The 12,680-nt window shown below is 68.2% G+C and carries 14 protein-coding genes; 4 read left to right on the top strand and 10 right to left on the bottom strand.

The features are described 5' to 3' along the window. The first annotated feature begins 72 nt into the window (after positions 1-72). Together CY652_RS16055 and CY652_RS16050 are read left to right on the top strand one after the other, a co-directional pair. Positions 73-783, top strand: a complete 711-nt coding sequence (locus CY652_RS16055; RefSeq protein WP_102131705.1) for an OmpW/AlkL family protein — start codon at positions 73-75, stop codon at positions 781-783. A gap of 325 nt (positions 784-1,108) precedes the next feature. Next, complete coding sequence (locus tag CY652_RS16050) at positions 1,109-1,486, top strand: DUF883 family protein (RefSeq protein WP_102131704.1); 378 nt, start codon at positions 1,109-1,111, stop codon at positions 1,484-1,486. A 76-nt stretch (positions 1,487-1,562) separates the two neighbouring features. Here the strand turns inward: CY652_RS16050 and ugpQ are convergent, their stop codons facing one another. The 9 genes from ugpQ to cyaY form a co-directional block, all read right to left on the bottom strand. Further along, entirely contained in the window at positions 1,563-2,309 is a 747-nt protein-coding gene (ugpQ, locus tag CY652_RS16045) for a glycerophosphodiester phosphodiesterase (protein WP_102131703.1), read from the bottom strand. 64 nt (positions 2,310-2,373) lie between these two features. Continuing rightward, entirely contained in the window at positions 2,374-3,582 is a 1,209-nt protein-coding gene (locus CY652_RS16040) for a deoxyguanosinetriphosphate triphosphohydrolase (RefSeq protein ID WP_102131702.1), read from the bottom strand. Positions 3,583-3,660: 78 nt separating this feature from the next. Beyond that, positions 3,661-4,740, bottom strand: coding sequence for a 3-dehydroquinate synthase (gene aroB, locus CY652_RS16035; protein ID WP_102131701.1), 1,080 nt, complete (start codon positions 4,738-4,740; stop codon positions 3,661-3,663). 25 nt (positions 4,741-4,765) lie between these two features. Then, positions 4,766-5,317 carry a shikimate kinase AroK gene (aroK, locus tag CY652_RS16030; RefSeq protein WP_102131700.1) on the bottom strand — a complete coding sequence of 184 codons (552 nt, stop codon included), beginning with the start codon at positions 5,315-5,317 and terminating at the stop codon, positions 4,766-4,768. 126 nt (positions 5,318-5,443) lie between these two features. Continuing rightward, the gene (pilQ, locus tag CY652_RS16025; RefSeq protein WP_102131699.1) at positions 5,444-7,141 is read right to left on the bottom strand and encodes a type IV pilus secretin PilQ; all 1,698 of its coding nucleotides are present in this window, start codon (positions 7,139-7,141) and stop codon (positions 5,444-5,446) included. Continuing rightward, complete coding sequence (locus CY652_RS16020) at positions 7,138-7,908, bottom strand: hypothetical protein (protein ID WP_146010121.1); 771 nt, start codon at positions 7,906-7,908, stop codon at positions 7,138-7,140. Before CY652_RS16020 ends, pilQ begins: the two co-directional genes overlap by 4 nt. Positions 7,909-7,976: 68 nt before the next feature. Continuing rightward, positions 7,977-8,576 (bottom strand): type II secretion system protein M, encoded by a 600-nt coding sequence (locus CY652_RS16015; RefSeq protein WP_146010120.1) that lies wholly within the window; start codon positions 8,574-8,576, stop codon positions 7,977-7,979. A gap of 56 nt (positions 8,577-8,632) precedes the next feature. After that, complete coding sequence (pilM, locus tag CY652_RS16010) at positions 8,633-9,649, bottom strand: type IV pilus biogenesis protein PilM (protein ID WP_102131696.1); 1,017 nt, start codon at positions 9,647-9,649, stop codon at positions 8,633-8,635. A gap of 282 nt (positions 9,650-9,931) precedes the next feature. Beyond that, entirely contained in the window at positions 9,932-10,249 is a 318-nt protein-coding gene (gene cyaY / locus CY652_RS16005) for an iron donor protein CyaY (RefSeq protein WP_102131796.1), read from the bottom strand. A 35-nt stretch (positions 10,250-10,284) separates the two neighbouring features. Here cyaY and lptM point away from each other — a divergent pair, with 35 nt between their 5' ends. Together lptM and lysA are read left to right on the top strand one after the other, a co-directional pair. Then, positions 10,285-10,638 carry an LPS translocon maturation chaperone LptM gene (gene lptM, locus CY652_RS16000; protein WP_102131695.1) on the top strand — a complete coding sequence of 118 codons (354 nt, stop codon included), beginning with the start codon at positions 10,285-10,287 and terminating at the stop codon, positions 10,636-10,638. A gap of 9 nt (positions 10,639-10,647) precedes the next feature. Next, the gene (gene lysA / locus CY652_RS15995; RefSeq protein WP_102131694.1) at positions 10,648-11,928 is read left to right on the top strand and encodes a diaminopimelate decarboxylase; all 1,281 of its coding nucleotides are present in this window, start codon (positions 10,648-10,650) and stop codon (positions 11,926-11,928) included. A gap of 10 nt (positions 11,929-11,938) precedes the next feature. Here lysA and CY652_RS15990 read toward each other — a convergent pair whose 3' ends face one another. Next, a complete protein-coding gene (locus CY652_RS15990; protein WP_102131693.1) occupies positions 11,939-12,670 on the bottom strand; it encodes a protein-methionine-sulfoxide reductase heme-binding subunit MsrQ in 732 nt (243 codons plus the stop codon). Positions 12,671-12,680: the final 10 nt, after the last annotated feature.

Genomic DNA, 12,680 nt, shown 5'->3' with positions numbered 1-12,680 from the left:
TAACGGTTTCGTATGGTTTGCCGGAAACGTTCTGCCCATAATGAATCGGCCATCATGGAGGGGATTACAAAAATGAGATCAAGACGGACACTTGCAGGGCTCGCCGCGTTCGCCTGCCTGTCGACGGCGCACGCGCAGTCGGCCAACACAATTTACGTCACGACGGGGTGGTTCCATTTCATGCCCCAGGGCAGCAGCGACCCGCTGAAGGTGGACAGCGTCGACGGTTATCCCATCAACACGAGTGTTCCCGGCTCCGGCACCGACATCGGCTCGTCCGACACCGCCGGCTTCAGCATCGGCTACTTCATCACCGACCACATCGCCGCGGAAGCCGAGATGGGCATTCCGCCGAAATTCGATCTCGACGGCGAAGGCTCCCTCGGCCAGTTCGGCAAGCTCGGCTCGGCACGACTCTGGAGTCCGGCCCTTCTGCTCAAGTACTACTTCAATCAACCCACGACGAAATTTCGCCCTTACGTCGGCATCGGCGTGACGCGCGTCTGGTTCACCGATGCCCAGCTCACCAACCCCGAATTCACGCAGGGGGTGTTACAGGGTCCGACCAGCGTTTCGACAGATCGTTCCTGGGCGCCGGTATTGAATGCGGGTTTTAATTACGCATTCACGAAACACTGGTTCGCGGGCTTCTCGCTGTCGTTCATCCCGGTCGACGTGACCGCGACGCTCAACACCAACAGCCCGGTGTTCAGCCAGCGCTCCGAAGCGAAGATACACCTCAATCCGCTGGTCTCTTATCTGAAGGTCGGCTACGCGTTCTGATGCCGCAGGACCGCCGCTGCCGCCCGCGTGCTGACCGGGCGGAGCGGTCCTGCGGGTAGCCGGTGCGGCATAAGGCATATCGTCAACCCGATTCTATGCTCATGCACGAAACCGTGCTGTCCCCGTAATCACCAGGCCGTCGCTTCCGGTCGACACTCCCCGCCGGACGGTTTTCCGGCAAGGCGTGCCGCCCGGCCGGCGAAGGCGCGCGGCACGCATCGGGCACGCCGGGCACCGAAATTGCACAATTACCCCTATCGGCATCCTGTCGTACCGGACAGGAACGTCGTCCTTTCCCGACCTGACTGAGAACGATGGAGAAATCATGAGCGCATTTCCGAACACGCGGGAAGCCGTTGGGGAATCCTGGACCAAAACGGGCCGGCACGCGAAGCGCATCGCCCGGCATAGCCGGCGTGCCGCCGAGGACATCGCCGACGAACTGCGGTCGCTACTCTCGGAGCTCGAGGCCACGCTCGGCGACGGCACACAGGCCGATGCCGCTGTGCTGCGCGAGGAATTGCGCAAGCGGCTCGACGCCGCGCGCGAACGCCTCGACAAGACGCGCTCGACCGCCCGCGAATACGCCGGCGACGCGCTGGCCGGCGCAGACCAGTACGTGCGCGGCAACCCGTGGCAAGCCATCGCGATTGCCGGCGGTCTGGCGCTGCTGGCCGGTGCGCTGCTGACGCGCCGGAGCTGACCGGCGCTATCCGGGACGCGTCGTTTGCTCGGGCCAGCGCGGCGGATGCCCTCCAGGGCGGGCGCAAGCGACGAAACTAGCCGTCGAGCGCATGCGGACCGATCAAGTCGATCCGGTCGGTACAGACCGTGTCCACGCCCCATTTCACCAGCAGCCGGGCACGCTCGGGATCGTTGACCGTGTAGGCCAGCACGTACAGCCCCGTGGACTTGATCCGCGCGACCAGCGCCTCGTCCAGCCGCTCATGATGGGCGTGCAGCGACACGCAGCCGAGCGCGGCCGTCTGCTCGCGCCAGTCCGCCGGCACGCGCCCGAACAGCAGCCCGCGCGGCAGCGCGGGTTCGGCCCGGCTTGCCGCGACGAGCGCCGCGAACGAAAACGACGACAAAAGCGGCGCCACCGGGGCCGCCGCCCAGGCGCGCGCGGCTTCCTCCGCGACGAGCCGGCCCGTTTCTTCGTCCCGCCCCGGACAGGGCTTGATCTCGACGTTCGCGGCCACCCCAAGCGCCCGGCACCGCGCCGCCGCCGCCGCGAGCGTCGGCATCGGCTCGCCGGCGAACCGGGCGTCGCGCCAGCTACCCGCGTCGAGTTTGGCCAGTTCGTCGTAACGCATTTGGGCGGCGGCGCCCCGGCCGTTCGAGGTCCGCTCGACCGTGTCGTCGTGCAGCAGGAACACGACATCGTCGGCCGAGAGCTTTGCGTCGAACTCGGCCATCGCGTGGCCGTAACGCGCGCCGGTCTCGATGCCGGCCAGCGTGTTCTCGGGCGCGAGCGTGCCGCCGCCCCGGTGAGCGGCCACGCGCGGATACGGCCATGGCTTCATGGTGCGGACTCCTACTTCTCGCCAGGGGGAAGATCGGGACGCTTCGACACAGGCTAAACCGCTCTCAACTATCGCTGATGACGAACAGCCGCTGATACTCCTTGAGCGCGTAACGATCGGTCATGCCGGCGATGTAATGCGCGATCAGACGCGGCTGTACCGCCGGATCCGGAGACTGATACCCGGGCGGCAGCAACCGCGGGTCGTCGCTGAACGCCTCGAACAGCCCCCTGACGACGCGCCGCGCCTTGTGTGCCATGCGCATCACCCGATAGTGGCGATACAGGTTTTTGTACAGAAAGCGCTTGAGCACCAGCGCCTGCACGGCGATTCGCTCGCTATGCGCGACGAGCGGCGGTGCCGCGCGCACGTCGTCGAGCGACGCCGGCGCGTGCTCGGCGAGATGGCGGGTCGTGGTCTCGATCAGGTCGACGATCAGCGTGTTGATGATGCGCCGCACGGTCTCGTGGATCAGCCGCCGGCCGTCGATCCGGGGAAATTCGCCGCGCGCCGAATCGTAGTGCGTCTGCCAGAGCTCGACCTCGGCCAATTGGCCGATCGTCAGGAGACCGGAGCGCAGGCCGTCGTCGACGTCGTGATTGTTGTAGGCGATTTCGTCGGCGATGTTCGCGATCTGCGCCTCGATCGAGGGTTGTCGCCCGAGCAGAAAACGCTCGCCCAATTCGCCGAGCTGCCGCGCGTGCTCGCGCGAGCAGTGCTTGAGAATGCCTTCGCGCGTCTCGAAGCAGAGGTTCAGGCCGTCGAACGCGCCGTAGTGCTCCTCGAGCTCGTCCACCACGGCGAGGCTCTGCAGATTGTGCTCAAAGCCGCCGTGCTCGCGCATGCACTCGTTCAGCGCGTCCTGGCCGGCATGACCGAACGGCGTATGGCCGAGATCGTGCGCGAGCGAGATCGCCTCGACGAGATCCTCGTTGACACGCAGGTTGCGCGCCACCGACCGCGCGATCTGGGCGACTTCGAGACTATGCGTGAGCCGCGTGCGAAACAGGTCGCCCTCGTGGTTCACGAACACTTGCGTCTTGTATTCGAGACGCCGGAACGCGGTGGAATGAACGATGCGGTCGCGGTCGCGCTGAAACTCGGTACGTGCGGTCGGCGGCGGCTCCGGGTGACGCCGGCCGCGTGAGCGCGACGCATGCGCGGCATAGGGTGCCAGCGCCGTTTCTGTCAGCCAGGCGGCCGAAGAAGCGGCCGGCCCCGTTCCGCCGTCTTGATGTCGATGTGCTGGAATGTCGTCACGCCCTTCGCTCACCGTTTCCCTCCTGTACGCGGCGGCCTGAAGCGGCCCTTAACGACTCCAGGCGGCTTCAGGCCGCCTCGAGAATGCGACTCAGGTCGCCGTCGCGGCGAGCGTCGCCTGCACCGCCTCGTCCGGCGCGCGCGTGATCAGCGTGTCGCCGAAGCGCTTGAGCAGAATGAACTTGATCGCGCCGCCCTCGGCCTTCTTGTCGACCTGCATCAGCTCGACGTAACGGCCTGCGCCCAGCGCGGGCGCGCGCACCGGCAGCTTCGCGGCGGCCACGACGTCGACGAGGCGACGTCGCGACGCTTCGTCGAGATGGCTGAGCCGTACCGACAGATCGGCCGCCATCACCATCCCGCAGCCGACCGCCTCGCCGTGCAGCCACTCGCCGTAACCGAGACCGGCTTCGATGGCATGGCCGAACGTATGGCCGAAGTTGAGAATGGCGCGCAATCCGCCTTCGCGTTCGTCGGCGGCCACGACGGCCGCCTTGATCTCGCACGAGCGCTTGACGGCATGCGCCAAGGCCTCGGGATCGCAGCGGTTCAGCGCCTCGACGTTGGCCTCGATCCAGTCGAAGAACGCCGCGTCGGCGATCGCGCCCGTCTTGATCACCTCGGCGATGCCCGCTGCCAGTTCCCGCGCAGGCAGCGTGCTCAGCGCGCCGATGTCGGCGATCACCGCCTGCGGCTGATAGAACGCACCGATCATGTTCTTGCCGAGCGGATGGTTGATACCCGTTTTTCCGCCTACCGACGAATCGACCTGCGCGAGCAGCGTGGTCGGCACCTGGATGAACGGCACGCCGCGCATGTAGCAGGCGGCGGCAAACCCCGTCATGTCGCCCGTCACGCCGCCGCCGAGCGCGATCAGCGTGGTCTTGCGGTCCGCGCGCGCGGCGAGCAGCGCATCGAAAACCCGGTTGAGCGTGGCCCAGTCCTTGTGCGCCTCGCCGTCGGGCAGCACAACCGTCGTCACGGACTTGCCGAGCGGTGCGAGCGCGCTGCGCAGCGCCTCGCCGTACAGCGGCTCGACGACGGTATTGGTGACGACGGTCACCGACTGGCCGGCGATGTGCGGCGCGAACAGCGCCGTCTGGCCGACGAGGCCCGTGCCGATGTGGATGGGATAGGCGCGATCGCCCAGTTCGACGTTAACGGTAATCATGGCTGCCATTATGACTGACGCGCGCTCATCGCGCGCCGGCCCCCGCGACGCCGGCCATGTCGAGCTGCATCAGCACCATGTTGACGAGCCCATTGACCGAGGGACGCCCCGTTTCGACCACGAAATCGGCGATTTCCCGATAGAGCGGATCGCGGACGTCGTACAGCGCCTCGAGGCGCGCCTTCGGGTCTTCGGTTTGCAAAAGCGGCCGATTCTTATCGCGCCGCGTGCGCAGCCAGAGATCGTGCGGATTGGCGCGCAGATAGACGACGAGCCCGCGTTTGGCCAGCGCCTCGCGGTTTTCGGGCCGCAGCACGGCGCCCCCGCCGGTGGCGAGAACGATGCCCTCGCGGCCGGTCAGGTCGGCGATGACCTGCGCTTCGCGATCACGAAAGCCCGCTTCGCCTTCGAGCTCGAAGATCACCGGGATCCGGGCGCCGGTACGCGCCTCGATTTCATGGTCCGAATCGAAGAACGGTCGTTCCAGACGGCGCGCCACCGCCCGGCCCACGGTCGTCTTGCCGGCCCCCATGAGCCCGATGAAAAATACATTGGCGTTTGCGTCCCGCAATTGCAACGGTTTTCCCTCTGATCAGCGTGGTTCGTGCGCAGCTTACTGGCAAAGCGGCCGCCTTGTCGAGCCTGCCGCCCGCGGCCGGGCCGCCCGGCGGCCTGTCCCCGGCGACGGGCGACCATGCCGGGGTCAATTCGCATGCACGATTCTCGGCGTGATGAACACGACGAGTTCACTGCGCTGCCGGCGATGCATGCGACGCGAAAACAGCGCGCCCAGGAGCGGTATTCGGCCGAGGAGCGGCACGCGGGCCATGTCGTCGCGATCGTCGGTCGCGTCGATGCCGCCGATGGACACCGTTCCGCCGTCCTCGATTTCCACCCGCGTCTGGACATGCTTGGTGTTGATCGCGGGACCGTTGGCGGTCTGCTCGCCGACGCTGTCCTTCGCGACGTCGAGATCGAGAACGACCCGCCCGCCCGGCGTGATCTGCGGCTCGACTTCGAGCTTCAGACTGGCCCGGCGGAACTGGACGCCGGACACGCCCTGGCTCACCTTGGCCTGATACGGCAACTCCGTGCCCTGCTCGACGATCGCCCGCATATGGTCGGCCGTTACCACGCGCGGGCTCGACACGACGCGACCGCGCCCCTCGGCCTCCAGCGCGCTCAACTCCACGTCGAGCAGCCGGGTGGCGCGCGCGGCGAGCAGCGAAAGGCCGATCTGCGCGGCATCGAACCCCGAGAGCGGACCCGCCGCGAAATCGTACACGGTGCCGTTCCCAGCGCCCTGCAAGCCGCGCGCCGGTCCGCCGTCGCCGCCGTTCACGGCCATGGCGAGCCGCACGCCGAGATTGCGCGAAAGCCCCTGGTCGCCTTCGACGATACGCGCTTCGATCTGCACCTGGCGGGCGGGCCGGTCGAGCTTCGCGACGAGGTCCGCGATCTGCTCCAGCCGCGCGGCCAGATCGGTGACGAACAGCAGGTTCGTGCGCGCGTCGGCAACGGCGCTGCCACGTTTCGACAGAGCCCGCTGGTTGCCCGAGCCGGTCAGGAGCCGCCGCAGATCCTCGGCGTGAGCGTAGTGCAGCTCGAATGCGCGACTGGCGAGCGGTTCCAGCTCCGCGGCCTTCGCATGCGCCTCGAAGCGCTGCTTCTCGCGCGCCGCCATCTCGGCGGCAGGCGTCACCCAGATCACCTTGCCGAACCGCTCCATCGCGAGCCCGTTGGCCTCGAGCAGCAGGTCGAACGCCGTGCGCCAGGGCACCCGGTCGAGCCGCAGCGTCACCTGGCCGTGCACGCGCTCGTTCGCGACGATATTGAGGCGGGTGAAGTCCGCGAACGCGTGCAGTACCGCCGGGATGTCCGCGTGCTCGAAATTCAGCGAGATCGGCCTGTCGGGTGGCAATTCGTCCGCGCGCACCGAATCGCTGAGCCGCCGGACCGCGGACATCGGCGTCGGCGGCCCTTCCAGCGGCTCGTCCGTCGTCGCTGCGGCTCTTCCGGCAGGCATCGCGGCATCTTCGGCTCCGACCGGTGTGGCCGGCGGAGCACTTCCGGTAGCCGGAAGTTCTGCTGACGAATCGGAGCTGTCCCAGATCGATGCCGCATCGGCTTCGATCGGCGACTCGCTCGCGCGAGCATCCCGGCCTGTATCGGTAACGACTGCGTCGACCGGGCCGCGCCCCTGACCGCCGGACGCAGTCATAGCCGAGGCAACCGTCGCCGGAATCACGCCTCTGGCCGGCAACGGAGGCGCATTGTGCGGGACGGTCGCCGTAGCAGGCGCGGACCAAACCGGAAGCGGCGTCACGCCTACGTCTGCAATTGCAACGACCGGGAAGAAGCAGAGGCCAAGCAATACAACCGTCCTGCCGACCGACGTCATTGCCCGCCCTCCCCGAGCGCAAGCGCGCGCAATGCGCCGCCACGCATCAGCGTCACGCCGGGCAACCCGATGCGCGTCACGCGCCCGCCCGCGAGCAGTTGGCCTGGCATTACCGTCGCCGTGCCAGCCGGCGTCTCCACGAGCGCAACACCGCGCGTGCGATCCGCGATCACGCCGGCAAGACGCAGCGAACCGCCACCCGGCAGGCCATTCGCATGAAGATCAAACGGGTCGGCAGGCGAAACGTCGTCGTCCGCCTTCGTCGTGCCGGACTCGGGCGCGATCGGTGGGCGCAACGTATCGAATACCTTGAGCGTCGCGGAGAGCGACAGAACGCTTGCGTCGCGCTTCACGACGGCATCGGCCGGCACGACCAGCGCCGGCAATGCCCGCAACCCCTGGAGAAAAGCCAGCAAACGGGCAAAGTCTCCGCGCGCGACCAGTTTCAGCGAACGGGAAACGGTGTCGCCGTCGGCCGCTGCATCGGGCTCCAGAGAGACCAGCTCCACGCCGCTGCCGGCGGCGAGCCGCGAGATGTAGCGCATGTCGTCCGCGGTACTGCCGATGTGTTCGGTCGCACCGCCTTGTTGCCGTATCGCCGCCTCGCGCCGTAATTCCGGTAATGCCTGCAGCGACTGGCGAGCCTCGTCGAGGCGGTGCCGCGCCTCGGCAAGTGCCGCCTCGCTCTGGCGAAGGCCGGCCAGGTCGACGTCGATCCCGACCGCGACGGCCAGCCAGCCCACCGCTACGACGATGGCCCCGGCCACGATTAACCGCCGTCTGCCGCTCCACGCGTGGAGCGGCGGCCAGTGCCTCATCCCCGCCGTGACCGCGCTCATGGCCGCGTCCGGGCATTACCGCGTCCCGCGGTGGGCGGCTTTCCAGCCACGGCAACCGACGACGGATCGGTCCAGAAAACGCGGGCCGCCAATTGCAGCGACACACCGCGTCGATCGGCTCCGGCGGGCCCGCGTTTCAGCTCGATCAGGGCGGCGCCGCGCGCCGTGCGAACCGTGCGCAGCCGCGCGAGCCACGTTGCCACGGAATCCTCGCTGTCGGCCACAGCCTGCACCCTGATTTCCTCGCGGCGCGACACCACCTGCTGCAGCACGACGCCGTCGTCGCGCATGCGCCCCATGGCGTCGAAGAAATCGAGCAAATGGAAAAGCGACCTTGATTCGAGCACGGCGGACTCGGCTCGCACGCGATGCTCGTGGGCCTCGCGCGCCAGGCCGTGCAGTTCGGCCAGCGGCGAGCGCAGGTCGGCGAGCGAGCGCTCGACGGCCTCGCGCGCCTCGTCGAGATGCCGCCGCTGCCATGCCTGCCCGCCGATCGGCACAGCAGCGCAACCGCATCCCAACACGATAGCGGTCAGCCATTCGAGCAGACGAAGCCGGATTGCCCGCCGCACGGCGCGTCTGCGCCACGGCAGCAAATTGAACCCGCCAGCCGAAGCGAGGCCTGCGAAGTCCCGCGAAAGAAACGCCCGGGTCATTCGCTCACCCCGCGCAGCGCCAGCCCGAACGCGACCGCGCAGGCGGGGTCGTGCAGCAACGGCGACGACGGCTGCCGCGTCGTGGCGTCGAGCGTCGCGCATTCGAACGGAAGGACGAGACATCCCAGCACGCGACCGAGGTCGGCCAGCGAAACGTGCGCGGCTTCGAGCATCCCGATGTCGCCGGAAATCAGTGCGCAACGAACCGGACTGCCATCGGGGAGATCGCGCAGCGCCTCGACCAGGTCGGCGTGTTCGAGCGCCGGATAGCGCATCTCGCGCACGACCGAGCTGCCCCTCAAATACCAGCCGTATACGCCGTCCGCCCCTAGCCACAGGGCAACGCAGGGCTCGCGGGGCGAAAGCTCGAGCGCGGCCGCATAGCGCATTGCGCGCAATGCGGCATGGGGCTCGCCGTCCATGGCGTAGAGCCCTACGCCGGCCGCCGCCGCACATTCGAGGCGCGCTTCGAGATGCTGCCTCGGCGCGGCCGTGATCGTGACGCGACGTTCGCGAAGATCATCGCCATGGGTCGGGGAAAGGGACGAAACGTCGGCAACGGCTGCGTCGACACGCCAGTCGACAACCAGTTCGTGCCGCTCGACGCCGGCCGCCCGCTCGGCCTCGGCCAGCACCATGGGTTCCAGCCCGGCGAGTATCGCGTCGTCGTCCCCGGCCGGTCGCGCGTAGGCGAACTGCGCGAGCGGCACCGAGGTCGCGAGCGTCGCCGAAGCGGGCAGCGCCATCGCGCAACGATGCGCGGCTTTCGCGCACTCCCGGGGCAAACCATCGAACACCGCGCGCAGCGCGCCGGCCACGGCGTCGCGATCGACGATCTGCGCCCCCGCCATGGCCCCGTGCGCGAGCGGGACGGCGGCGAGCCATTCGATCCGCGCGGGTCCGCCGCCATGCCAGCGGCGGCTCAGCACCACGGCCGTCACGCCCGCCGCATTGACGTCGAGACCGGCCGCCAACCGGCGCCGCCCCCATCCCATCGCATTTCCGGAACCCATGCCCGCCTCCCTTGCGCATGCGCCGAACCATTCAGGCTCGGCGACAGGAGGCCATTGTGCGAAGCAGGCCCGCTCAAGCCCATTCGGCCGGACGGCCAATCCCGGATGCAACGACGAGATTCAGGTGAAGCGGGGAAAACGCGGCGCCTGCCTTACCCGAGGCTCAATCAGGGCAGACCGGCTTGCAGAAAAAGGGAGGAAAGACTTCGGAGCTTCGCGAAAATCGTTCCGGGACGGCGCAGAAAACAGGGGTCCCGGGGACAAGGAAAAGCGCGCCGCCGCTTACGGCGCGAAGCGGACCGGCTCGCCCGCCTGCGCGGTGGCGTAATCGGAAAGTGCCGCGAAGAATTCGGTGCCGCCGCGCGTGTCGCGCCAGGCGCCGTCCGTATAGCGATAGTGAAAGCCGCCGGCCTTCGCCGCGATCCAGATCTCCTGCATCGGCGGCTGCAGATTGACGATGATCTTCGAACCGTTCTCGAATTCGAGCGTCAGCACGTTGCCGCTGCGCTCCAGTTCGACGTCCGCATCGGTCTCGTCGATGGCGCGCTCCACGGCCTCCAGCACGGCCTCGGCGCGGCTCAGGTAGTCACTGTCGGTCATGCTAAACTCCATCGGTTAATCATTCAGGGACAATCATGCGAGTCGACTTCGGGATGAGCGCGATTGTAGCGGCTTTGGCGATTCTCGCCGGCAGCACACTCGCCGGCTGCGGCCAGAGCGGTCCGCTCTACATGCCCGTCGTGCCGCCGATGCCGCCCAAGCCCAATTTTCAGACCCAGCCGCCCGGCGACAACGTAAGGCCGGCGCCGGATACGGCCTCGACGGCCGCATCGGCGTCGGATGCCTCCGGCGCGACGGCGAACCCGCTGCCCGATGCGACCGGCACGCCGTTGTCGCTGTCGCCGGACGACGAGCTCGACACGACGCCCCACGCAACGACGATGCCCGCCGCGCCGCAGCCGGCTTCCGGAACGGCTTCGCCCCAGTAATCCATCCGCATGACCCAGTCCGCCCAATCCGTCTTTCATCGCATCGACGGCGTGCTGCACGCCGAAGGCGTGTCCGCCGTCGCGCTCGCCGAACAGTTCGGCACGCCGCTCTACGTGTACTCCCGCGCGGCGCTCACGACCGCCTGGCACGCCTACGCCGATGCCTGCGCCGGCCGCCGCGCGGCGGTGCACGTGGCCGTCAAGGCCAACAGCAACCTCGCCGTGCTGAACCTGTTCGCGCGCCTCGGTGCGGGCTTCGACATCGTCTCGGGCGGCGAGCTCGCGCGCGTGCTGGCGGCGGGCGGCAAGGCGGAAAACATCGTGTTCTCCGGCGTCGGCAAGCGCGCCGACGAAATGCGCGTCGCGCTCGAAGCGGGCGTGAAGTGCTTCAACGTCGAGTCGATTCCCGAGCTCGACCGGCTCAACGCCGTGGCAGGCGCACTGGGCAAGCGCGCGCCCGTCTCGCTGCGCGTGAATCCCGACGTCGACGCGAAGACGCATCCGTACATCTCGACCGGCCTGAAGGCGAACAAGTTCGGCGTCGCGTTCGACGAGGCGCGCGCCGCCTATCGTGCCGCCGCGGCCATGCCGAACCTCGCGGTAACGGGCATCGACTGCCACATTGGCTCGCAGATCACCGAGGTCGCGCCGTATCTCGACGCCATCGACAAGGTGCTCGAGCTCGTCGAGCAGATCGAGGCGGACGGCATCGCGATCCATCACGTCGACGTCGGCGGCGGCCTCGGCATCCGCTACGACGACGAGACGCCGCCCGACATCGGCGAGTTCGTGCGCACGGTGCTCGACCGGATCGAAGCGCGCGGCCACGGCCATCGCGAAGTGTTCTTCGAGCCGGGCCGCTCGCTCGTCGGCAATGCCGGCATTCTGCTCACGCGCGTCGAGTTCCTGAAGCCGGGCGAGGAGAAGAACTTCGCAATTGTCGATGCGGCCATGAACGACCTGGCCCGCCCGGCGATGTACGACGCTTATCACGCCATCGAGCCCGTCGTCGCGCGCAATCCGCACGAAACGCCGCCCGAGGTCTACGACGTCGTGGGGCCCGTCTGCGAAAGCGGCGACTGGCTGGGCCGCGCGCGCAAGCTCGCGGTTGCGCCGGGCGATCTGCTCGCGATCCGCTCGGCGGGTGCCTACGGTTTCGCGATGAGCTCGAACTACAACACGCGGGGACGGGCCGCCGAGGTCATGGTGGACGGAACGCGCGTCCATCTCGTGCGCGAGCGCGAAGACGTCACGCAGCTCTTCGCGGGCGAGCGGGTACTGCCGGACTGACCGGCATTCGTCACGGGGACGATGCGCCGGCCGGCGTGCCGCCCTTGCTGCCGTTGCCGCCGCGCCCCGATCGTCCGAGCAGCCACGCGCCGACGCGCCAGCCGAGCAGCACCACCATGATCGCGGCATACAACTTGGGCAGCGCGAGGTTGTGCTTGCTCGCCATCATCCACCAGAAGTGCAGGATCGCGAGCACGCCGATCGCATAGACCGCGCGATGCAGTATCCGCCAGCGCCGCCCGAGCCGTCGCACCATCGCCTGAGGCGACGTGGCCGCGAGCACCGCCAGCAGCACGAACGCGGCGAAGCCGACCATGATGAACGGGCGCTTGACGATGTCCTCGAGCACGTCGGCCAGATCGAACCACATGTCGAACCAGATGTAGCTGAGGAAATGCAGCGTCGCGTAGAAGAACGCGTAGAGCCCCAGCATGCGCCGCACGCGCACGAGCGCGTTCAGTCCGGTGAGCCGTCGCAGCGGCGTGATCGCGAGCGTGATGCAGACGAACACGAGCGTCCAGAGGCCGGTCGAGCGCGTGACGAACTCGACCGGATTGACGCCGAGTCCGTCCGGAAGAAACCCGAGTACCACGAGGCGCGCGAGCGGATACAGCGACGCGACGAACACGGCGGGCTTCACCCACGCCGGCCACTTGCCCGCGGCTGGCACGGCACGGCCGCGAGCCGCGCCGGCGGCATCCGGAGCCGGCCGGCCCGCCGGAGAAGAAGAAGCTCGTCGCATGGCATCGCTC

This window comes from Burkholderia sp. WAC0059, from assembly GCF_002870125.1.
Taxonomy (GTDB): Bacteria; Pseudomonadota; Gammaproteobacteria; order Burkholderiales; family Burkholderiaceae; genus Paraburkholderia.
Note: the sequence above shows the minus strand (reverse complement) of the source record. Positions and strands in the feature narration are given on the sequence as shown.